This window comes from Psychrobacter sp. NPDC078631, from assembly GCF_050268165.1.
GTDB lineage: Bacteria > Pseudomonadota > Gammaproteobacteria > Pseudomonadales > Moraxellaceae > Psychrobacter.
In genome coordinates this window covers 263761-286735 of sequence record NZ_JBNNGG010000003.1, presented here as the reverse complement: position 1 = coordinate 286735, position 22975 = coordinate 263761, and the positions used below count along the sequence as shown (strand labels likewise).

Genomic DNA, 22975 nt, shown 5'->3' with positions numbered 1-22975 from the left:
GTAAAGGTGAAATATGGACACAAATAATTCTAGCAGTTCAAAAGAACCTTCTGTGCAAGCAAGTTCTCACGAAGCGTTGAATCAGCAGGCTAAGCAATCACTTGAAAGTGAAATACCGCAGCGCAGCTTGGTGCCTAGAGGTATTACCGTTGGCTTAGCGATGTTTGCACTTGTACTTAGTTTGGCAGGTTATGGCTTTCGCCTGATGGTAGGTGATGACGTCGAAACCGTGCTGCGCCATGCTGCGGTCATTGTGCCTGCGTTTATGTTAGGTATTCCGCTATTTTTTTGGGTGGGTTCTCGCATACTTAACAAAGTTAAGGGCCTGCATATTGAAACTTGGAATGCCATTAGTTTGGGTTATTTGACTTCTTGTATATCGATGCTATGGCTGATGGGTACTTATAGTTAAGTTATATCGCTGTAAATATAATGCTTTTTCGCGTCTCTATTATTTATTCGCGCCTATATATAAAGTCGTAATATTTTTTAATCATTAAGCCATGTTCTACAAGCATGACTGGAATTTTATATGAGAATCGTACCAGCCAGTATTGCTAAAATTATCTATCCTAAAGACTTACCAAATGGCTTATTTACCAGCTTAATTATCGCTTGTTTATTAATGGGGTTGGCGTCACTACGTCACGGAACCGACTTACAGGGTTGGCTAAATGTCATTGAAAACTGGCTGCTTATGCTGCTGATATTGCCTACTGCGACGGCCACCGTTGCACTACCATTTAAGTATCGTGATCCTAGCCTTGAGCTAAAGCTGGTTTATTATCTTGGAATGTTTGTGGCCTTCTTATTTACATTAGGAAAGTTGCGTTATTGGCACTAATATATACAAATGACATGGCATTCAAGTTTGCTTTTATAGCGAAGACTTATGTGACAGCCCTTGAATTCCAGTGTTAAAGCGTCCATTGTATGAGTAAGACAGATTTACCCGCGTTACTGTAAGACGATAGATTTGCCGAATGGGTTTATTTTTAGAAAATGACTGCTTTGCAATGACTAGTTTCTCTACCAGTACTAAACGGGATAATAAGGAACACATTAATGCCATACGATATCGATAATGATATAGAAGTAGATAACGAGAGTAGCGATCAGTTTGCAGGATTTGCCAAAGAAACCACGTTAGAGTTGGTGGAAGCAGATGATGGTAGGTTGTTATTGCGTGATGCTGAACAAGACGAAGCACCGCTAATGATTATCGATTTTTCTGACAAGCTAAAAGAACTACTTGGTAGTGACACTCAGGCGATTGGTCAACATATGATTCATGCTGCGATTCAGGTCATTATGCAAAAGCAAATGAGCAAGTGGCATGCGCATGTATATGATAAAGAACCAATACATTACAGCTAATCTTTGTTTATCTTTGAGCACCAGTCAAAGCGAATGACTGAAGATATAGCTTAGCAACATCAAACTACAACCATAAAAAAAGGGTTTATCAATTGATAAACCCTTTTTTTGTTCAAATAACTTTTTTATAGAAAGTATTTATAAAAATGCCTTCTACAAATGATGGAAATTATTTGATTTTAGCTTCTTTAAAGATTACATGCTGGCGTACTTTTGGATCAAACTTTTTGATTTCCATTTTGCCAGGCATAGTGCGCTTGTTTTTAGTAGTGGTGTAGTAATACCCAGTACCAGCTGTTGATACTAATTTAATTTTATCTCTCATGATAGCTTTCCTGTAAATGAGGGGTCTTCAAACGATAGGTACGTGTCTCAAAGAGTAAGTTGCCACAATTAATGTAGCAAAACAGCAGCCTAAATGATGAGAGTCATCACTCAGCTGCTATTTTTAACTTAAACTTTTTGACCTTGTGCGCGTAGATCCGCTAACACTTTATCGATACCAAGTTTGTCAATGATGCGCATACCTTTGGTAGACACACGTAGACGTACAAAGCGGTTTTCAGACTCTACCCAAAAACGATGGTTGTGAAGGTTTGGTAGAAAGCGACGACGGGTTTTGTTGTTTGCATGCGAAACATTATTACCCACCATAGGGCGCTTTCCAGTCACTTGGCAAACTCGAGACATGGCGAACTCCTAATCTATGAGGTATGAGTTTTTCTCATACCAGTCTGGGCAAGTTGCACGTTTTTGCGGCATGGACACAGCAAGCGGCAGCTTTGCACCAAACAAAACTATATGAAGGTTGAGCTGGTTTTGCTGCTATCTAAAGGCAAATAACAGGCTGACCAATTCAGAAAATTTTAAAGCCGACATTTATACCATAAAACAGCTGAATACTCAAATATTTTTACAATAACTGTCGAATTAAAGAAGGGCTATTATACCCTGAAATGAGCGCTCTATGTTGTTGATTGTTTAATAGTAAAGATTAATTTTTAGTTGTAAGTTATAACAAAAGTCAGTAAAGTTGCTGTTATATATTTAATACAATCTGTTAATACACCAGTATTACTGTAAATCTATGTATCATTACCAATCTCTTTTGATTCTGGGTAATGATTTTTTGTTTATTTGCTCAGATAAATTACTGCTCATGCGGAGTTAAAACATGTCATATACATCCCTGCCCACTTCTAAGTTGTTTCAATTAACAGCACTCACATTATCATTAGCCCTAGCGGGTTGTGGTGGTGGCGGTGACGGTACTGATACTATCGCGCCAGCGCCTGATCTGGGTGTTACGATAGGTACTGATGATGGAGGTGTAGGTAGTGGTGACATTGGAGATGTTCTTAATGTTAGTACGATATCTCTATTAGATACCAATGCTAATCTGACTAGAGTTGTTTCTATGTCAGGCGTTACGGCTCAAGTAGTTGTTACTGACTCTGAGGGTAATGGGGTAAGTGGTGCTTTGGTGACATTTAGCGGTGATGGTGTACAGTTTGGCACATCCAATGGAGCAGTACTCACTAATGCGGAAGGCGTAGCAACAACATCGGTCGCACCATTGTCTTCTACTGATACTGGTAGTTACAGTTTGTCTGCTACAGCGGTATATGACGATGTGAGTGCAACCACTGCTAGTTATAACTATTCATTACAAGCGGTTGATATTACGCTGGTGAATTTTTCGACGGGTGAAGACACTTTAGAGTCTGGTGGGTCTACAATCGTTACCTTGCAAACCAAAGATACATTAACTGATCACTTTCAGAATGACGTGACTGTTAATTTGTCATCGACTTGTGGTTCATTTGAGAGCGTTAGCATTAGCTCTTCAAATCAAGGCAATGTGAGCTCGACTTATAGCGCTATTGATAGTAATGGTAATTTGTGTGAAGGTATCCAAACCATCACTGCAGTCACGGCAAACGACACATCGTCTTCACAAAGTATTGATGTAAATATTAAAGCCATCGAAGCGAGTTCTATTGTCTATACGACGACCAACTCTGTTGTATTGGGTGCAAAAAATAGCGGCTCATCTTCATCTAGCCAGATAGATTTTACTATTTACGCTAACGGTGTGCCTGCAGCAAACCAAGAAGTTACTCTAGATTTAATTAAATCACCAAGTGACTTTAATTTTGTCTCGCAAGGCAATCGAGCCTCGAAAACCTTAAAAAGTGATTCTTTAGGGAAAGTTACAGTGAATTTATATCCTGGAAATATTCCAGGACCAGTAGAAATTAAGGCTTTTTTGAAATCAAACACTGATACTTTTGCATTGGCGAAGAATATATCTGTTGCAACAGGCCGTCCTACTCAGAATGGCGTGACATTAGCGATAGGTAAAAATGTTTTGGCTGACAATGCTATTGACTCTACAAACATATCGGCATATTTGACGGATCGTCAAGGCAATTTTGTTCCCGATGGTACTGTAGTAAGTTTTGTAGCGGAAGGCGGGACTGTAACGCCAAATTGTGCAACAGTGAGCGGTAATTGCACAGTAACTTTTACCTCTCAAAACCCTCGACCTACGAATGGCCGTGTAAGTGTTATCGCTTATGTAGAGGGCGACAAAGCTTATTCAGATTTGAATGGAGATAATGTTTATACTGCTGAGTTTGACGAGCTATTAGATAACATTGGTAACTTTTTCCGCGACGATAATGAGGATTTGAAGTATACGCCAGGTGAGTTTGTCTATAAAAGAGGTGAACAAGAAGGTGGTGACAAAGCGACTTGTGCAGCAACGACTTTATCTCAGCCTAATTTGCCAAATTTCATTATTAAACCTAATGTAGATGTAACGACATGTGATGACCTACTCTCAACAGTATTGCGTAAACAGGTTATTATGGGCTTCGCTAACGATACTCCAACTTTCTACAATTATAGCGTAGGATCTGGAGCTATATCTTTCGAGATGTATGGTAATAGCGTGAGAACAGTTTCTATGCCATCTGGAACTGCACTAAGCCTTGTAGTAAAAGATGATACTGACAACGATCTGACGTGTGAACCAGAAATTGTAGGTGGAAATATAACGGTACCAAACCTTGTGAACTTAAATCGTGTAGATAGTGTGGCTAATCAAAACTACTTTGATGGTAGTAGCGAAGTTCGTTATACAGTATCAACATCTGGTTGTGCTGCTGGTGATAGTATTAAATTATCAGTTACCACTCCAGCACCAACTTCAAAAACTACGATAGTTCAAATTTTCTAAACATTTTCTTATTTGACAACTAAAAAACCCCAACCCTAAGTTGGGGTTTTTGCTTTATAGACTTAAATAACCAAAAAAAACCAACTCGCTCAGCAAAGTATTGCAAAAAAGATTAAAATAACCGGTTTACTACGCTGTCAGCAATTTTTCAGCGATAAGTCATCATTTTTTATATTGGGCGAATTATGTCAGACAACACTAAAACGGTTTCATTATCGACCATAGCTTCTCAGAGCAAACAGATTCCTAGCGCCATTGATACAGCTACTCTGCTCATCAAATGTAAAGATCAGGCAGGTATCGTACAGGCAGTCTCTGAATTTATTCATCGTTATGGTGCTAATATCATTACGCTCGATCAGTATTCAACGGCGCATGAAGGCGGTCAATATTTTATGCGTTTAGAGTTTGCCTTGGCAGGATTGAGCGATATTATCGAGAATTTTGAGGCCAGCTTTGCGCATACGGTTGCTAAGCGCCACGATATGGATTGGCGTCTACATAATAATGCAACGAAGACCAAAGTCGGTATTTTGGTATCTAAATTTGATCATGCGTTGTTAGATTTATTATGGCGACATCAGCGTGGACTGCTCGATTGCGAGATTACTTGTGTGGTCAGCAATCATCCTGATTTAAAGCAAGCAGTACAAAATTTTGGTATTACCTTTAATCATGTGCCAGTGACCAAAGACAATAAGTTCGATGCAGAAGAGCAGATCCATAAGTTAATGGCAGGTAACGACTTGTTAGTATTGGCGCGCTATATGCAGATATTGTCATCAGATTTCGTCAAACGTTGGCCGATGCAGATTATCAATATTCATCATTCTTTCTTGCCGGCGTTTGTGGGTGCAGATCCTTATCGTCAAGCTTACGATAAAGGCGTTAAGCTTATCGGCGCAACTGCGCACTATGTCACAGCTGAGCTTGATCAAGGGCCTATCATCGAGCAGGATGTACACCGTGTGACGCATCGCCAAGGGGTGACAGAGCTACGTGCTATCGGCCGTGATATCGAACGCAACGTATTAGCACGTGCCGTAAACTGGCATGTGCAAAATCGTGTGATTGTGGCAGGTAATAAGACAGTCGTATTTAACTAAGAAAACTTAATAGTGAGTTGGCTAAAAATATAAAAAAGGCGGTCAGTAACTAGTGTTGCTGACCGCCTTTTTTGAACATATATTTTATAGGAGCATTTCTAGGACAAACTTGCTACCAACAAAGCCAATCGCTAATAGGATAAAGGCATAAATAGTGATGTTGGCCGCACGTTTGCCTCGCCAGCCTGCACGCCAATTACCGAATAGTAGTACACCAAATAATAACCACGACAGTAGACTAAAAACAGTCTTATGCACAATATGTTGTGCCATCAAATCTTGTACATAAATAAACCCAATCCCCAGTGCAATACTGAGCAATACAAAGCCAACCAACAGCATATCGAATAATAAACTCTCCATACTTTGCAAGGAGGGGAGTTTATTGACCCAAAAGCGATGAATGGTATGATGCTTGAGCTCACGTATTTGTAGACGTAGAAATAGCGCTTGTACCGCAGCCATCAACAGCACACAATAGGCAGCCAATGATAATATGATATGGATTTCAAGCCCGATACTGACATCAGTTAATGGTTGATAAGGGGCGCGGCCGACATAGCCGATAGTCATACCTATTAGCGCAGTGGGTGCAGCCAAAATACCAAGGCTAAGAATAGGGCGGTATAAACAGAACAACAGATAAAAGAATAAGAAAAATAAACTGGTCAGACTGATGATATTGAATAAGTTGAAATTTAAACCATACAATGTCACAACGTATGGATATAGCAGTGCCGCATGTGCAGCCATGCCAACCAGCAATAAGCCCAAACTGAGGCTTTTGTGGATAGGTTTGTCCTGAACCAGCGCCCAACCAATATGGATGCTGACTAAGATATAAGCCATGCTAGCAAGTAAGAATGCAAAGTGCACAGATAAAAAGCCTCATCTTATACTGAGCATAAACTGCCGCTCAATGTGTCGCTAAAGTGGTATTATCAGAATGATTAGAATAATCGTCCAATTTATCATAAAATGGGTGCCAATTGAGCACCATCTTGCTTATAACTTATAAATGATCGGTAGTGCTGCATAGCGCAAAACGTAAAATATGTCATCTATAAAAAGTTGAATACAATTATAAGCGCTGTGTCCTTTGCGAAACGGCTATAAGTTTTGAGCCGTGTTAATGCTATAGTATTGATAATATAATTCTTTTATCATGTCCCTTGTCATGCAATATCCTAATATCTTATAGCGTATCCTAATATTATTTATGAACCATTTTAATGGTTTGATTTAGAGTTATTTTAATTGCGTATTATTTAATTGAAAACCATTTTAATTGAGAGTTATTTATGTTTGATACTTTAACAGAACGTTTATCGTCGAGCCTACGTAACATCGTTGGTACCGGGCAGTTGACCGAAGACAATATTAAAGACACGTTACGTGAAGTGCGTATGGCGTTGTTAGAAGCTGATGTGGCGTTGCCTGTCACTCGTGATTTTGTAAAACGCGTAAAAGAACAAGCGCTTGGTGCTGAGGTGCTAAAAGAGTTAGCGCCAGGTCAAGCCTTTGTCAAAATCGTACACGACGAGCTGACCGAAATGATGGGTAGCGCCAACCAACAGTTAGAGATGACAGGTAAACCGCCTGTTGTCTATTTGCTAGCAGGTTTGCAAGGTGCGGGTAAAACGACTACAGCTGGTAAGTTGGCAAAATATTTACAAGAGCGTCAAAAGAAAAAAGTGATGCTAGTCTCTGCCGACGTTTATCGTCCAGCGGCTATCAAACAGCTTGAGCAAGTAGCCGGTCAAGTGAATGCTAAGTTTGTGAACTCAAGTACAGATGAGAATCCAATTGATATCGCAAAGCGTGCGATTGAAGAAGCCAAAATCCAATATCAAGATATCCTGATTATTGATACCGCGGGTCGTCTACATATCGACGATACTATGATGGATGAGATCAAGGCGCTAACGGCTGCGGTTAACCCATCTGAGACGCTATTTGTCGTCGATGCAATGACGGGTCAAGATGCCGCCAATACCGCAAAAGCCTTTAATGATGCGTTGCCATTGACGGGTGTTATCTTAACCAAGACTGACGGTGATGCGCGAGGCGGTGCGGCGCTTTCTGTACGTGCTATCACGGGTAAGCCAATTAAGTTCTTAGGTCGCGGTGAAAAACTTGACGAGCTAGAACTGTTCCACCCTGAGCGTATTGCCCAGCGTATCCTTGGTATGGGTGATGTTCTGAGCTTGGTCGAAGAAGTTGAGCAGAAAATCGACCGTGATAAAGCCGAAAAAATGGCGAAAAAGATGCAAAAGGGCGGTGACTTCGACCTTGAGGATCTATTGACCCAGTTCCAGCAGATGAAGAGCATGGGCGGTATGGCAGGCTTCTTGGATAAGATGCCTGGTATGGGCGGCTCAGACATGCAAAAAGCCGTTGAAGACGCCAAACCAGAAGAAAAAGTACGTGAAATGGAAGCATTAATCAATTCAATGACACCTTTTGAGCGTAAAAACCCTGATAAGATTAACCCAAGTCGTAAGCGCCGTATCGCTGCAGGTTCAGGCCGTGAGATTCAAGATGTCAATCGTTTGCTCAAACAGCACAAGCAAATGGCAAAAATGATGAAAATGATCTCTAAACCTGAAGGGATTAGTAAAATGATGAAGTCTATGCAAGGGCTGATGGGTGGTGGCGGCGCGGGCGGTGGCGGCGGTCCATTGTTTGGCGGTGGTCAGCAAGGCGGCACTAAAGATGTGAATCCAGAACAAATGGCCAAACAAATGGGACTGGATCCAAATAACATGCCAAGCACTGAAGAGATGCAAAAGCAAATGCAAGAAATGCAAAACCAAGCGCCAAAGAAGTTTAAAACACGCTTCTAAGCTATCGTGATGTATACTGAAAGCATTTTATACAGGCCCTAAAGCTACCTAAGCTTTAGGGTTTTTTATGATTAGCTATGAATAAGTACAGATGAATAAAGTGTGGAAAACGTAGAAATTCATAAAATTCATTTAGCCTAAATGCTATGATAGGCGCTGTTTCATTCTGTCTGAATTTTGATAGTACATAAATAATAAATAGCTATTAAAAATTATTAAAATCTGACAAACCCATTTAGAACGCCAAAAGTAAAAGCCGAGGTTGTGATGTTTTTAGCAATGGATACCGTGTTCGATCAGTGTTCGATCGCGATTTTAGATTCGAGTGGACAGGTATTGTCGAGCCATACCGAAACAGGTAAGCGTCAGCAGACTCAGCAGATTTTACCGATGATTGATGCTGCATTGTCCGAGGCGCAGTTACGTCTTGCCGATATACAGGCTTTGATATTCAATCGCGGGCCGGGTGCGTTTAGTGGTATTCGCATCAATACGGCAGTGGTACAGGCTCTGTCTGTAGCGCATGATTTGCCTTGCGTTGGCGTCTCAAGCCTGCAAGCAATCGCACAATGCGCGTATCAGAAGTATGGGCTGACACACCTATATAGCGCTCTTGATGCTCGTATGCAGCAAGTCTACTTTGGACAGTATGAGTTGGTAACTGACGACCAATTAGGTCATAGCATTATGCAGCCAGTCTTGGCTGATGGTAGCGATAGCACTGAGCAGCTATTAGATTATGATCGCCAAACCGCACTTAGCCTACCTATTGTGGGTAATGGCGCGCCGCTATTGGCACGATATGATCAGCAAGACTACCATGAAGATGTTTGGCCAGATGCTGTTGTCATTGGGCAGCTTGGTATTGCTCAGTTTGCAAACGATGGTGGTACAGAAGCGTCGCAGGCATTGCCAAAATATCTACGTAATCAAGCTTGGAAAACACTTAAAGAGCAAGGCAAAGCATAGCTTGATAAATATGCTTTTTGCAGCCAGCTTTTTAGTGTTTAGCAAGCGTATACCCATATAAAATCAACGTTAATATAGGACAGCCAATCGGTCTGTTTTTAGGCCAGTTTTTTCAGGCCAGTCTGTTTCTAGGAAAGTCACTGTGGATATAGTTTTATTCGTTCAAGCTGTCATCATGGGTATCGTTGAAGGTATCACTGAATTTTTACCCATCTCTAGTACGGGATATTTGATCTTATCAGCAGATGTGATGGGTTTCTGGACTAAAGAAAAAGTTGATTTATTTGTCGTGGTGGTACAGCTTGGCGCTATTTTGGCAGTGATTTATGACTATTGGGGTAGGTTGTGGCAAGCGTTGATGGGCTTGCTGACTGGTAAAGCAGAGGGCATGACCAATCCTAGACAGCTGGGACTGAGTCTGATTGTCTCTACTATCCCTGTGATGATTGTTGGTTTTACCTTTGCCGATGAAATCAAAGCTTATTTGTTTAATCCTATCGTCGTTGCCATTATGCTCATCATCGGCGGTCTACTGATATTTTACGTGGAAAAGCGTCCTAAAACGGTCATTGCAGAAGAGGCAGAAGATGTCAGCATAAAAACTGCGTTGATGATTGGTTTGTTCCAATGTTTAGCTCTTATACCAGGGACGTCACGCTCAGGCGCCACTATTATTGGTGCGTTGTGGTTAGGTGTCTCACGTAAGGCTTCTGCTGAGTTTTCTTTCTTTTTGGGTATTCCTGTCATTGTAGGCGCGGCACTGTTGGACTTAGTCAAACATGGTGACGTACTGACCAACAGTGAAGACTGGCTAGTGCTAGGTATCGGAACCATCATATCATTTGTAGTGGCGCTACTTTGTATCCGCTTACTTGTGGCATGGGTAAGTCGCCGTGACTTTACTATTTTTGCTTGGTTGCGCATCATCACGGGTGTTATCGTGTTGGTCGCCGCTTGGGGCTTTGGTTATCAAATGGCTGGCTAGATTTGCGTTATAATTTAACACGGCAGTAATTTATAGTGAAAATAAGCAGCAAATAGGATGATGGTTATGACAGATGTGCCCCAAACGTATGACGAAACAGGTGCTGTTGTGCATTGTCAGTTATTCTACGTCAATGACAGCCAGCAAGCACAGGTTGAGCGCTTACAGTCATTGATAGCTGAGCATACATTACCAATTATCTTAGATATCGAGGTCGCTACAGAGAAGTTAACTCAAAAGCGCCGTCAGCAATTGAGCCAAGCATCTACTCAGCCTATTTTATTATTAGATGATAAAGATAAGCTATCATGGCTAAGTGATAGGCTCAGTGTGGCACCTGAGTGGGACAAGTTGCAGCGCCGTGTAGTGAGTGCTGGCCGTAAGTCTGAGTTGCTATTACAAGCGGCCAAAATCACATCAGATAGTCACGTTATTGATGCAACTGCTGGCTTTGGGCATGATAGTTTGATATTGGCCAGTACTGGTGCCCAAGTTACTATGCTTGAGCAGCAGCCGTTGATGGCATTGCTGTTACTTGCAGAGCAGCAGCGTATGAGTGTGCTACCCAATTGGCAAAAGCTCATGAGCCGTCTACAGATTATTAACACTGATGCGCTCAGTTATTTTGCGAATCTAGAAGCAAGCAATGTAATAGATAATGCTACGACAATCGATGTCGTCTATTTGGATCCGATGTTTCCAGAGGATAGCTATCAAGACAGCAAGACAGGCAAAGGGGCAAAAGTCGGTAAACATATGCAAGCACTGCATCAATTGGCTCGTCCACCAACGTCAGATGAAGAGCAACAACTGCTAAGTAGGGCGCAGGTCGTTGTCAAACAGAATAGCCAAAGCCAAGGCCGCGTAGTCGTAAAGCGCCCACAGTTTGCACCGCTGCTTGCTGATGAGCCAGCTAGTGAAAGCTGGCATAATGAAGCCGTACGCTTTGATGGGTATTTTGTCTGATAGCTGCTGTTTGTGATAACGAATGTACGAGTATAAATGTACGTAATCAATTAGCTTATGTGTGCAATTCTATTGTTGATTAATATCATGCTGCGTACTCGCATTCTTCGGCTTGAGGCACGGTTAAAAGAGCTGAGCAATCCACAATAGCAACTAGAGTTTTTACGTCAGCAAGCAGCACAAAAAGATAAAGTCCCAGCGTTAAAAGCTTTGCGCAAGCAATATCCTGAGCTATCACTGATCGAAGCGAACAAATTGTGGCAACAAATTCAGTAGCCAGTCCATTAAACTTAGTAATTAGTCTAATAAAACTCAGCAACTAGCCCCTTCAAAAATCAATTTAGTTGTTCTGAGCTAAATGTATAAGCGCACATAAAAAGTATCCAATTAATGACAATAAAAAACCATGACATTTAAAGACAAGCTACAAGCCTACATCCAGCTAACCCGTTTTGATAAGCCAGTCGGCATTGAGCTGCTCTTATGGCCAACGCTTTGGGGCGTACTACTCGCTGCAATGAATCAAGCGCAGCAGCAAGGAATGACGGCAGCGTTGCCAAGTATTAAGGTGTTCGCGATATTTGCCCTTGGTGCAATATTTATGCGAGCGGCTGGTTGTGCGATCAATGACTTCGCTGATCGAAAAGTAGATGGTCATGTGACCCGCACTAAAGGTCGCCCGTTAGCAGATGGACGCTTATCTGGCAAAGAAGCCGTCGCTGCATTTTTAGTACTGGTGCTGTTAAGTGCCAGTCTGCTATTTTTCCTGCCTATAGCTGTATTTTACTGGTCGCTCGGTGCCGTTATATTGGCATTTATTTATCCATTTATGAAACGCTATACGCACTTGCCGCAAGTATTTTTAGCAGCTGCTTTTGGATGGGCGATACCGATGTCCTATGTGGCAGTGCAAGGTGCTCCCGATATTTGGTGTTGGCTGCTATTCTTAGCCTATATGTGTTGGACAGTGGCCTATGATACCCAGTACGCCATGGCTGACCGTGAGGATGACTTAAAGATTGGCGTGAAATCAACAGCGATACTATTCGGTCGTTATGATGTGATTATCATCTCAATATTACAGATGCTCTTCTTGCTAATGATGGGCGTGGTTATGTGGCATTACTTTGCTCCGACCACATTAGGCGTAACCCCAGTATTTGGACTGGCGCTAGTTGCGATGATGTTTGCCAAACAAAACAGCGCTTGTGCCAGTCGTAACCCTTTGGCTTGCTTTCAGGCGTTCTTGGCTAATATCTGGGTAGGGCGCTATGTCTTTGCTCTCATCGCAGTTACTTGCATATGGACGACGCTAAATGGATAAGTTCGATAAGTTGCCGAGATTCAAATCAAAGAAATTGTCTGATACAAATGGCTCAGGCGTAGACTATCAAGCTAAACTTGCCGAACATGGGCTGACTCGCGAGCAAGTTATTGCAACTGAGCGTAAACTGGCGAAGTTTGCCAATACTATGGATTCACTAGTGCGAGTGCCTTTTACTAAGCAAGGAATGGGTGCGGATGCCGCGCTTTCGACCATTCCACTAGCAGGAGACTTGGCAGGATTGGCATTGACCAGTTATGCATTTATATTAGGACGTCAGTTAGGTGTGCCCGCTCATAAAATGACGCCAGCGGTGAGATTGGCACTTATTGATATGGTCGTTGGTATCGTACCTGGCATTGGTACGTTATTAGATATTTTCATTCGCCCTAGCCGCAAGACACTGGGTATCGTGCACGAGCATTTACACCACGAGTATGGTATTACCGAAACCATGCATATGGATCGACCGTTTTTGCACCAGTCACTAGAAGACAAGCAGCAGCAAAGCCGCTTCGGTTTTTTTTGGCGCAATCCAGTCGTTGCTTGGTTATATCTGCACATCCCTGATTTTCTTGGACTGCTAGTCATTGTATTTGTCGGTTGGGGGCTGTGGACAGTGATAAGCTGGTTGGTTGGGATGTTTGGGCAATCGACTGGGTTTGGTTAAATACAATCACTCATCACCTAGTTAGATAGCTTAGTAGATAAAAGTCAGTACAGAGCAATACACAGAAACGAAAAAGGCGGCAACGATAATAACGTTTGCCGCCTTTTTTATGGTTTTAAATAGGGCATTGAAACAAAGGCCGCCTCAGACTTTATTCAGTGATGACTTCTGCTTCAGCACTAACGGCATCAAAGCTAGTGACTTTATTATTTCGGATAAGGTCGATAGTGCCGCCACCAGCATGGCTTACGAGTTGGATACTGCCGTCAGCTGATTGATAGGTAGGATTATTGCCTTGGCCTTCGGGTGCGCTTAAGGTCATTTTTGGCTGGTTGGGGCGGGTAATGATAGCGTTAAGCATACCAGCTGCCGACGTCTCAAAGACCACGGACAAATTCTCACCTGCTGCACTTTTATAACGGACATCAGTGATTTGTGCGCCTTTGATAGCTTGTTCTGGATTAGGTTTTTCAGCGCCATCATTTGCAGTGGACGTAGTATCACTAAGATCTTTATCTAACTCTGTTAAGCTCATATCACGTTCTGAATCAGTCTGTGCTACATTTTTAGCGTCATCTACATTGCTATCTTCCGCTTCATCAACATTGATATTGGTCGTTACTGGCGTGGTTTGCGTTGAGGTCTCAGCTGTAGTTGTATCAGTTGCTTCAGGTTCTGGATCTTTTTGACAAGCAGTCAGTAGCAACAGGCTGAAGAAAATAGCAGGAGCCGTACGATAAAGCAGTTTAGATTTTCGTAAGTTTAGTTTTTTTGAGAGAGAAGTATTCATAATCAGCTTTATCCGTTAATAGCGCTCTACGTAAATGTGGTAATTGGCAAGGGTCAACCTGCTATTTGTTGACAGTATATTATTACGTATTTACCGTAATCACCAGCTTACGCTGTCCACCATATTCTTGAATGTTTCTATGCTCACATAAATAAATACCTTGCCACGTACCCAGTCCTAACTCACCATCGACAAGCGGTATAGTCAAGCTTACTCCAAGCATCATGCTTTTAAAATGCGCTGGCAAGTCATCCGATCCTTCTAAAGTATGGCGATACTCTGTCTGATCTTCTGGTGCGATTTTATTAAGCCAATCTTCTGTATCTAGTCGGACATCTGGATCAGCATTTTCATTGATCGCAAGACTGGCTGACGTATGCAGCAAAAACAGATGAACCAACCCTACCTTTGCAGAGTGAGGTAACAGCTGAGAAATAGCTTCTTCGACCTTCGGAGTAATGATATGAATGCCACGCGCATAGGCGGGTAGAGTAAGGGTGGTTTGGTAATAGCTCATGGGGCATATCTCATTATTAGGGTCGACATCAAATTAAGATATCATAAGACAGTATGAACTATGAAAATCGTTGCTGTTATTTACACAAGAGCCATTTATTCTTAAACAAGCGGCGTCTGTAGCCGTGTACGATTGGGTGATAAACGTGCGAGCATCGTCTCTGACAGTGGTGCGAATGAGCCTAGCATCATATCTGCTAATGCTTCAGCACAAATAGGTGCCAATGCATAACCTTTTGCGCCCATCGCACTCATCGTCCATATTCGCTGACTATTTATCAATTGTCCAACGATAGGATGGTAATCAGGCGTTTGGGTGCGAATCCCTGCTCGTCCCTGCCATAGACTCGTATCTGCCGGAATGACAGATGCCATCTCAGGAATGGCAGAGATGAGCTTGTCTCGGCTAATCTGATGCTCTTCAGGACGTATGTCAGTACTTGTGTCATTGCGGATAAAACTCGCGCCGAGCAATAAATATGGCTCATCATCTCCAGCCTGCGCGTTGAACCGCGCACAGTAACCACTATATTTAAGTGGTATTTTAGGCAGTTTTGCAAGTTGCTCAACCGTAGGCGTAAACCAAGACAGCTGCCCACGAATTTTACGGCAATCAAAAATACGCTTATCCAATTGATGACTTTCAAAAGCCGCGCAAATGACGATATTATCAGCAGTCACATTGATAGAGTTTCGATTTCTATCAATACCTTCGATACGAACTTCCTGCTCAGTTTCGTTAATTTTATTCACTTCTAACTGCTGAAAGCGAATGAGTGGATGAGTCAGTATAATGTCTTTTAGTGCTTGTGGATTGACCAGACCAGACTGAGGTAAGTATAAGTTCTCTGATAAGTTCTGCTCTTTTAGGCCACTAGTAATCTGTGCTTGCACATGCGATAGGGTGGTCGCCATATCATCAGGATAGTCGGCAATTTGTTCTGTACCGATATTGGCTTTTATGAGTAAATCAAGGGCGCCAGTCAGTTCAAGTACCGGTGCTGTATTAAGCTGTACAGCTGTTTTATTAAGGTCTCTATATAGCCTGCTGCTATGGAGATAACCTATAGTATGCAGATGCTCGTCAACATGGTGAATCGGCGTCATTTTGGGCGCAAGTAATGCTCTAGGATTGCCCGATGCACCTGCCAAGGGCGCTGATTTATCTAATAAGGTGACGGTAATACCACGATTGGCAAGCGACCAAGCTGTGAGCAACCCTGATACACCTGCACCAATGACGACAGTATTATCGAATGTGCTATCAGTCGTTTCCTGCTTTGCATCGCGACCTTCATTAACACTATCAGTATCACCATTTTCTACATTGGTCATGATGGCCGTTAGCATTTCTCGCTTTCGACCAAAACCTCTGACTTTTTTAATTTGAAAGCCATGTTGTTTTAGTCCACGCTTGACGATACCTGCACAGCTATAAGTGGCGGCAGTAGTATGAGGGCGTGATAGGCGCTGCATTTGTCCAAAGATACTGTCAGCCCACAAGGTGCTGTTGCAAGAAGGCGCAAAACCATCTAAAAACCATGCATCAATATAAGGTGTATGCTGGTTAAAGTGGTCTAATGCCAGTTTGCTTAGACTTTCTGCTGCATCACCAAGCCACATATCGACAGTTAAGTTATCATGAGAAAAACTTAAACGATGACAGCCTGCAATCAGGGGCGGATATGCAGCCAAAAGTGGCTCAATAAATGCTATTAGCTCAGGCGCGCGCCGACCCCATAACGCAAGTATCTGCGTCAAATCTGCTAGCGGTATAGGGAACTTTTCAGTAGTAATAAAGTGCAGACGAGCCGTTGCTAATTGCGGATTGGTGTCACGCAGTTGGCGCCACAATTGCCACGTTGCTAGTAGATTAAGCCCAGTTCCAAAGCCTAGCTCAGCAATCGTAAAGCATTGCTTTGGTGCAAGGTGTACTAAACGTTCTGATAACTGATTGTGCTCTAGAAACACGTGACGCGTCTCTGCCAAACCATCAGCATGAGAAAAATACACATCTCCAAACTCACCTGATACTGGCACCATATTGCCAGTATCATCCGTTTGCCAGTCAATCTTGGCAGGTGTGATAACGTTTAAGTGTTCTGGATTTTGATGATTAGCGGTAGACATGAGGCACTTCTTAGGAATATCAGGAACGGTAGCTAAACGATGAGTAGTGACGGATCAATGATATCGACATTTGGTTAGATACAACGAAGTAGGGTCATGTATATCAGTACTAGCAAAGCATATGCTACCAGCGTTCACGACGGACAAATACTAACCACGAGACAAAAATACCGACTAATAGACTGATCAAAACGGTAAACGCACCGTATAGAAACAACTGTCCTTTACTTTCGTAAACCAAGACATTCACTTGAGTCTGTAAATCGTTCACTTGGCGCTGTAGTTGCGCATTACGGCTGAGCAGTTCTTGATTCGCAGCTGACAATGCTTTAGTAGATGGTTGCAACTGTGCCGCCAAGGTATCATTGATATCTAGCGCTGAGTTTTTCGTGGGCAAAGCGCGCGCCGCTACTGGCCCAGTCAGCGGCAGCACTGCTGTCGGATCGGTTGCATCGACAGCAGGTGTTATAGGCGCAGCGGGTGCAGCTTGCGCCGAAACGGCTGTCACTAACATGAGACCAATCAGGGCACTTTTGTAGAAGCAGGTAGGTGAAAAAGAGACTTTCTGAATCACGATGCAGCTACTTGATTATTACTGTCAGTTGGCGCTGGCAATGCTTGAATAAATGGTTTGATATCGACATGACTATACACGCCATCACGTAAATAAGGCTCATCGTTTGCCCAAGCCTGAGCCGCTTCGATAGAGTCAAAGTCTGCAATGATTAAGCTGCCTGACATATCACTTTTACCATGCTCGATAGGCGTTGGACCTGCGATAACGAGGCGTCCCTCTTGGTGCAGTGCTTTTAGGCGTTCAATATGTTCAGTACGAGTAATCAGACGTTGTGCACTGCTGTTAGCCACGTCATGACCAATGATGGCAAATAAAGACATGAGACCTCCTTAGTGAATAATAAAAAAGTAATAATGAGCTTAGTATAAACGTCATAGCGACAAAGTGATTGCTGCTATGACCAGGCAACAGAAATTATTTTGTGGCTTTGTCTGTTAGGGCAGGGTTGAGATGCTTTTTCAACACGGCAAATTGAGCCACGACAAACACCAGCATAATTGGAATCCAGCCATAGGTCTTAAAGTTGATCCATGCTTCATCTGACATTGTGAACGCTGTGATATAATGTAGTACAGCCATTAGGGCAAAAAACAACGCCCAAGCAACGGTCAGTTTTTTCCAGCCGCTAAGCGTCAGGGTAAATACCTCTTTCATAGCAAGCTGCATCAATGGCTTATTAATAGCGGCACTGACGAATAGCGTCAATGCAAAAATACCATTGATAATGGGCGACTTCCAGCGCAAATAAATATCATCACGCAGCAGTAATGTGCCGCCGCAGAATAAAATCGTTAATAATAAGACAACCCATTGCTGCTTATCAAACTTACCTTTTTGACGAATAAAATGAATGGCGTAAACGATAATAGTGGCGACGAGCAAAGCCCCTGCCGCTGCTAAAATACCGTTATAACGCGCCGCGATAAAAAAGGCAATTAAGGGAATAAAGTCTAATAATGCTTTCATAGCAAAGGGTATGTCCAACAAAAACGTATGGGGTAGTTTACACGTCTACCGCACCAAAAAAAAGCAATCAACACGATAATCATGCGATATACGCGACCTACAGAGTAATACTTTCTTATTGCGGCTGATGATCATGCTACTGGTCAAATATAAACACAAATACAGCACCGATAACTGCTAAATCTACAGAATCATCAAGACAAACTACAACGCACATAATCGTAACAATGACTGTCTGCTAACTAGCTTTTATTCTACTTCTATTTTATTTAACACTTTAAGGCTCAGCTTATGAAAATTGACTTACATTGCCACAGTACTTGTTCAGATGGTACTTATGCGCCGACCGAGGTCATACAGCGTGCCCATGCAGCGGGCATCAACGTATTGGCATTGACTGACCATGACACGCTAGCAGGAATTGACGAGGCAAGGGTCGCTGCCAGTGCCTGCGATATGCAGATTATTAATGGCGTTGAAATCAGCTGTGAACATACATTAAGCGGTGGTTACGGAAAGAATAAATCCACCAATAAAATCATTCATGTACTTGGACTGGACTTTACTGATCGCGAAAAAATGCACGCAACGCTGCAGCAACTGCAAGACAGTCGAGCCACTCGTGGTCAGCGTATCGCCGAAAAATTGAGTGAGCTATTAGATATTAATTATGATGAGCTATGGCAAGCAGTGCTCGATAAGGCAGGCGGCAACCCACAAGCAGTCGGGCGCGCCCATATTGGACAGGTATTGTTTGAGCGCGGTGAAGTCAAAACCGTTCAAAAAGCCTTTGATAAGTACCTAGCAGATAATAAACCTGCTTATGTAGCAATCGAGGCGTTAACGATGCAGCATGGTATTGAACTGATTCATGCTTGCGGCGGCAAAGCGGTGCTCGCACATCCCACGCGATATCAACTATCAGCGACACGCGTACGTAAACTGATCGAAGAGTTTGCGCAGCTTGGCGGCGATGCTTGCGAACTGCCAGCCACTAGTGAGCCAATTAGTACCCGCAGAATGGTTGATCGTAGCATTGCTGAGCATGGTCTTGCGGCATCTATTGGTAGTGATTTTCACGGTAGTAACATGCCTTGGCGACGTTTGGGCGATGTCCCTATTTTAAATGATGATCAGCAAGGGATTTGGGAGTCTTTTGCAACGCTTGCTTAGTGAGTAGGATTTACTTTATTACAGTTATTTCTAATAAGGTTGTTTTCAATAGCAATAGGGCCTTATTTATCATGATGAATAAGGCTAAGAATGGGTAAGTAAACAAAATTGCATTCATAGAGAAATTATTGGGAAATAAATGCGTAAAACAGATTGATAATAGAGCCAGAACTTGTAACACTTGATATGAAAGTTTCAGGGCGGATAATATGCTTTAGCTTTGATTTTAGCACTTATATATTCAACGCATTTATACCTTTTAATGTATTTACACTCTCTGCGGTAGCCCCTCTATGGCTGTATCTATATCCCATCTAGGTTACAACAAAATCTCTCAAATGATCTTTGAGTGGCAGGCTGCTGACCGAACATCGCTGATGGCCTTATTTATCGTGTTAGAAGTGTCATTGCATTGGTTCTGGTGCTTGTATGTCTGGTGGCAGCAAGATGCATTAAACACCTATGTAAATATGCATTATCTATATCCATTATGGCTTGGGATTAGCTTTGTCGGGCTGTTCTTTTTATGCATGGTCAAAGGCTTATTTCACTCAAGCAATGACAACGATATTGTCTTAAGCAGATGGCAGATAGCTTTGGTTTTGGTTTACACCGCCTACATTTCTACTGTTATTGTGATGATAGGGTACAGCAGTCTGTTTGCAGGCGTGTCGCTCGTCGGCGGTGCTATGCTTGGCATGATGCTGATTAAGCGCCGCTATGCTTGGCGTATGTTTTGGCTGCATATTATCTTGATGCTATTAGCGATCATGTCACCTTACTTTGGTATCAGTCTGCCTAATTTACGCCAATTGACCGTCATTCATCCCATGCTTGAAAGTCATAACTATCTAACTTACAACGAGATTATGGCTGCTGAAAATGCGGTTGCTGCGTTGGCTTTTGAAAATAATGTCTTAAATTGGGATAGTATCAGCGAGCTACAGCGTTCATCCGCATTTTTTTGGCGATCGACGCATTTATATTTAGCGCTACCAAAAGCGATTTTTATTGTTTATATGTTTCGTGCTTTGCTATTGGTGTTAGATGATAGTCGGTTTGAGACCCTTCTACATGCCAATCAGGACGAGCTTACTCAGCTTAAAAACCGCCGCTACGGTCTGAAAAAGATGAAGTATGCCTTGGCAACGGTGAGAGAATATCAAGACTTAAGCGTCATGCTATTAGATTTAGATTGGTTCAAACAGATTAACGATAATTATGGTCACGACGTAGGTGATCAGGTTCTGATTGAAATATCGCAGACGCTATCGCAGTCGTTAACAGATGAGTCAATCATCAGTCGTTACGGCGGCGAAGAGTTTTTGGTTGTACTACCAGACACGAAGCATGATAGTGCTATGGTGATAGCTGAGCAATTACGGCTAAATATTGCTGAGCATGTCATGAAGATTGAAGGTCTGGCTGATTTTAATGTGACAGCAAGCTTTGGGTTATATACCTTAACTCATGAAGAACGAGCTTGTATTGTCCAAGGGTATGAAAAGATTACGCAGCAAAAGACCGTCGCTCGAACGTCACCTCTTATCAAGCCAATTGCTACTCAGCGCGCGGAGAGCCAAATTGCCTCAATACAAAAGCTGCCTAGCGATATCTGCCAACGACTTATTAGCACAGCGGACAAGGCCTTATATGAAGCCAAGCACCGTGGTCGCAATCAAGTTGTCAGTGCAAATGAGATGTGGGCTGAAAAAGAAGGGGGTAAGCAATCGCTTTACAAAAGCCGCTAGCCATTAATTTATTAACGATCAGCCATATCGATAACACTATGTAAGTATTATTAGTATGGCTGATATTCTATTGATTAGTCCAATTGAGGCTTCTATTTAATACAATCAAGACGCTAATTGCTGTACCAAGCTTGCGAGCACACTTGTGGCAAAGCTACCCGTAGTCAGAGTAAAGTTTAATACCAGTGTTTGATCGTCCGACCACTCCCAACTTAACGCCTCAATCGGTAGGCGCAGCGCTCGTCTTTGCGCCTTAATATCGCGCTGCTCTAATCCAGTTGCCAGTTGCATAAGTAGAGGGCTATATTGTACTACCTCGATCTCTAAATCTGCAGCGCTACCGGTAACTTTATCGTTACCCGTGCCCCATAGCACAGCCGTTGGGTGAATATCGCCACTGTCAATACGAGCATGCAACGTATCATCTAGTGTTTCACTAGTGAATATCGAGCCTGAACCATCTAAATTAAACACTTCACCTGCTAGGCCAGTGTTCCAGCTGCCATTACGCACTCGCGCTGCCAATATCTCATTAAATATCAAGCTACGTGCAGCAGACAATTCCATCGTATTTTGCTCGCGCGGTGCACGCTTACGTTTGCTCTTTTTTGGCTGCGGACGAGGCTCTCGCGGTGAACGAGCAAACAGTGATAAAGCCTCTCTGACGTTATTACCCTGACGACCAAAACGCTGTGGACCAAAATAATTGGGTACGCCGTTTTCACCAATGCGCGTTAGATGCTGATTGACGGTCTCTTTTGCATATAGTAGTTGCTCAGGTGACACGTTACTTTCGTCATCAACATTTTCGTCACCAACGCTCGCAAACTGAATATCACGTAAAGTAATAACAAACTGATTGGCACGGTGCGTACCGCGATTGAGCTTTTTATTGTGCCAGTACTGTGCAAGGATAGTGACAGTCTCATTTTCACCGATGTCTACTGGTGCAAACTCAGTAGGTGGCAATTGTTTTTTTGGTATACGCAAACTGAACCATTGTGTTGTCAACGCGTGACGATCTTTCAACCCTGAGTAGCCGACGTCACGTAATGGAATGTCTGCCCACTCTGACAGTAGTTTCGCCAGATAAGCAGTATTCATGCCTGATTTTTCAATATGCAACCATAAATGCTCACCTTCACCAGTGAAGTCTAACGGCAATAGCTCATTAACGATAAAATCAGTCGTATTGGCTTTATAAGTCGCTTGCTGTATTGGCTGCAAACTTGGCTGTGGCAAATTTGCAGTATCTGTAATAGTAGCAATATCCATATGAGCCATATCAATTTGCTCACTGGCTGTTCGTTCATTAGCGTTTTGAGCAACAGTTGTTCGATCAATAGTAGCAGCTGGGTTATCTAAACTGTCTTGAGAAGTAGTAGTTATTTCGTTTTGGTTGTCTTGAGAAGTCATAAGGTCGTCTTTTATTTTGTTTATTAATAATGATTAGAAGTAAAAGAAGTGCGGAAAGCAAAGTCGCATAATTACGTTTTGCAACGCAGCAAACATACAAAAAAACATCGTGTGCGAGGCGCTCTTGCTACTATCAATGCATAGCATATTAAAAATAATAGGATAAGTT

At 42.6% G+C, this 22975-nt stretch carries 23 protein-coding genes; 13 read left to right on the top strand and 10 right to left on the bottom strand.

The annotated features are described in order from the left end of the window. Nucleotides 1-13: 13 nt before the first annotated feature. The 3 genes from ACQKCP_RS09995 (at nt 14) to ACQKCP_RS09985 (ending at nt 1377) form a co-directional block, all read left to right on the top strand. Complete coding sequence (locus tag ACQKCP_RS09995) at nt 14-412, top strand: hypothetical protein (protein ID WP_427612221.1); 399 nt, start codon at nt 14-16, stop codon at nt 410-412. Nucleotides 413-532: 120 nt separating this feature from the next. After that, nucleotides 533-844 carry a hypothetical protein gene (locus ACQKCP_RS09990; RefSeq protein ID WP_057761376.1) on the top strand — a complete coding sequence of 104 codons (312 nt, stop codon included), beginning with the start codon at nt 533-535 and terminating at the stop codon, nt 842-844. 221 nt (nt 845-1065) lie between these two features. Beyond that, complete coding sequence (locus tag ACQKCP_RS09985) at nt 1066-1377, top strand: hypothetical protein (RefSeq protein WP_427612220.1); 312 nt, start codon at nt 1066-1068, stop codon at nt 1375-1377. 169 nt (nt 1378-1546) lie between these two features. Here ACQKCP_RS09985 and rpmG read toward each other — a convergent pair whose 3' ends face one another. Next, a complete protein-coding gene (gene rpmG, locus ACQKCP_RS09980; RefSeq protein ID WP_010201403.1) occupies nt 1547-1702 on the bottom strand; it encodes a 50S ribosomal protein L33 in 156 nt (51 codons plus the stop codon). 128 nt (nt 1703-1830) lie between these two features. Further along, complete coding sequence (gene rpmB, locus ACQKCP_RS09975; protein WP_057761372.1) at nt 1831-2067, bottom strand: 50S ribosomal protein L28; 237 nt, start codon at nt 2065-2067, stop codon at nt 1831-1833. A gap of 484 nt (nt 2068-2551) precedes the next feature. Between rpmB and ACQKCP_RS09970 the strand changes: the two genes are divergently transcribed. Then, nucleotides 2552-4621 carry an Ig-like domain-containing protein gene (locus ACQKCP_RS09970; RefSeq protein ID WP_427612219.1) on the top strand — a complete coding sequence of 690 codons (2070 nt, stop codon included), beginning with the start codon at nt 2552-2554 and terminating at the stop codon, nt 4619-4621. A gap of 185 nt (nt 4622-4806) precedes the next feature. Next, nucleotides 4807-5727, top strand: a complete 921-nt coding sequence (gene purU, locus ACQKCP_RS09965) for a formyltetrahydrofolate deformylase (protein ID WP_227679356.1) — start codon at nt 4807-4809, stop codon at nt 5725-5727. An 84-nt stretch (nt 5728-5811) separates the two neighbouring features. Here the strand turns inward: purU and ACQKCP_RS09960 are convergent, their stop codons facing one another. Continuing rightward, entirely contained in the window at nt 5812-6576 is a 765-nt protein-coding gene (locus ACQKCP_RS09960; RefSeq protein ID WP_427612357.1) for a cytochrome C assembly family protein, read from the bottom strand. Between the two features lie 452 nt (nt 6577-7028). Here ACQKCP_RS09960 and ffh point away from each other — a divergent pair, with 452 nt between their 5' ends. The 6 genes from ffh (at nt 7029) to ACQKCP_RS09930 (ending at nt 13487) form a co-directional block, all read left to right on the top strand. Next, nucleotides 7029-8573, top strand: a complete 1545-nt coding sequence (ffh, locus tag ACQKCP_RS09955; protein WP_427612218.1) for a signal recognition particle protein — start codon at nt 7029-7031, stop codon at nt 8571-8573. Nucleotides 8574-8840: 267 nt separating this feature from the next. Then, complete coding sequence (gene tsaB / locus ACQKCP_RS09950; protein ID WP_427612356.1) at nt 8841-9542, top strand: tRNA (adenosine(37)-N6)-threonylcarbamoyltransferase complex dimerization subunit type 1 TsaB; 702 nt, start codon at nt 8841-8843, stop codon at nt 9540-9542. Between the two features lie 142 nt (nt 9543-9684). After that, nucleotides 9685-10527 (top strand): undecaprenyl-diphosphate phosphatase, encoded by an 843-nt coding sequence (locus ACQKCP_RS09945; protein WP_427612217.1) that lies wholly within the window; start codon nt 9685-9687, stop codon nt 10525-10527. Between the two features lie 66 nt (nt 10528-10593). Beyond that, nucleotides 10594-11493, top strand: a complete 900-nt coding sequence (locus tag ACQKCP_RS09940) for a class I SAM-dependent methyltransferase (RefSeq protein ID WP_427612216.1) — start codon at nt 10594-10596, stop codon at nt 11491-11493. Between the two features lie 406 nt (nt 11494-11899). Next, nucleotides 11900-12817: a 4-hydroxybenzoate octaprenyltransferase gene (gene ubiA, locus ACQKCP_RS09935; RefSeq protein ID WP_427612215.1), complete on the top strand. Its 918-nt coding sequence runs from the start codon at nt 11900-11902 to the stop codon at nt 12815-12817. Next, nucleotides 12810-13487: a DUF4112 domain-containing protein gene (locus ACQKCP_RS09930; RefSeq protein WP_427612214.1), complete on the top strand. Its 678-nt coding sequence runs from the start codon at nt 12810-12812 to the stop codon at nt 13485-13487. The genes ubiA and ACQKCP_RS09930 overlap by 8 nt, the downstream gene beginning before the upstream one ends. 151 nt (nt 13488-13638) lie before the next feature. Here ACQKCP_RS09930 and ACQKCP_RS09925 read toward each other — a convergent pair whose 3' ends face one another. The 6 genes from ACQKCP_RS09925 to ispZ all read right to left on the bottom strand — a co-directional run bounded on the left by ACQKCP_RS09925 (nt 13639) and on the right by ispZ (nt 18466). After that, nucleotides 13639-14277 carry a hypothetical protein gene (locus tag ACQKCP_RS09925; RefSeq protein ID WP_427612213.1) on the bottom strand — a complete coding sequence of 213 codons (639 nt, stop codon included), beginning with the start codon at nt 14275-14277 and terminating at the stop codon, nt 13639-13641. Nucleotides 14278-14359: 82 nt separating this feature from the next. Further along, entirely contained in the window at nt 14360-14794 is a 435-nt protein-coding gene (locus ACQKCP_RS09920; protein WP_427612212.1) for a secondary thiamine-phosphate synthase enzyme YjbQ, read from the bottom strand. Nucleotides 14795-14895: 101 nt separating this feature from the next. Continuing rightward, the gene (gene mnmC, locus ACQKCP_RS09915) at nt 14896-16923 is read right to left on the bottom strand and encodes an FAD-dependent 5-carboxymethylaminomethyl-2-thiouridine(34) oxidoreductase MnmC (RefSeq protein ID WP_427612211.1); all 2028 of its coding nucleotides are present in this window, start codon (nt 16921-16923) and stop codon (nt 14896-14898) included. Between the two features lie 124 nt (nt 16924-17047). Next, nucleotides 17048-17497, bottom strand: a complete 450-nt coding sequence (locus ACQKCP_RS09910) for a hypothetical protein (RefSeq protein ID WP_427612210.1) — start codon at nt 17495-17497, stop codon at nt 17048-17050. Beyond that, nucleotides 17494-17820 (bottom strand): YciI family protein, encoded by a 327-nt coding sequence (locus ACQKCP_RS09905; protein ID WP_191114132.1) that lies wholly within the window; start codon nt 17818-17820, stop codon nt 17494-17496. The genes ACQKCP_RS09910 and ACQKCP_RS09905 overlap by 4 nt, the downstream gene beginning before the upstream one ends. A 94-nt stretch (nt 17821-17914) precedes the next feature. After that, nucleotides 17915-18466, bottom strand: coding sequence for a septation protein IspZ (gene ispZ / locus ACQKCP_RS09900; RefSeq protein ID WP_101205812.1), 552 nt, complete (start codon nt 18464-18466; stop codon nt 17915-17917). 291 nt (nt 18467-18757) lie between these two features. On the opposite strand from ispZ, the gene ACQKCP_RS09895 reads away from it, so the two are divergent. Together ACQKCP_RS09895 and ACQKCP_RS09890 are read left to right on the top strand one after the other, a co-directional pair. Then, entirely contained in the window at nt 18758-19639 is an 882-nt protein-coding gene (locus ACQKCP_RS09895) for a PHP domain-containing protein (protein WP_427612209.1), read from the top strand. 293 nt (nt 19640-19932) lie between these two features. Next, entirely contained in the window at nt 19933-21390 is a 1458-nt protein-coding gene (locus ACQKCP_RS09890) for a diguanylate cyclase (protein WP_427612208.1), read from the top strand. A gap of 105 nt (nt 21391-21495) precedes the next feature. Here the strand turns inward: ACQKCP_RS09890 and truD are convergent, their stop codons facing one another. Further along, a complete protein-coding gene (gene truD, locus ACQKCP_RS09885) occupies nt 21496-22674 on the bottom strand; it encodes a tRNA pseudouridine(13) synthase TruD (RefSeq protein WP_427612355.1) in 1179 nt (392 codons plus the stop codon). Nucleotides 22675-22975 lie beyond the last annotated feature (301 nt).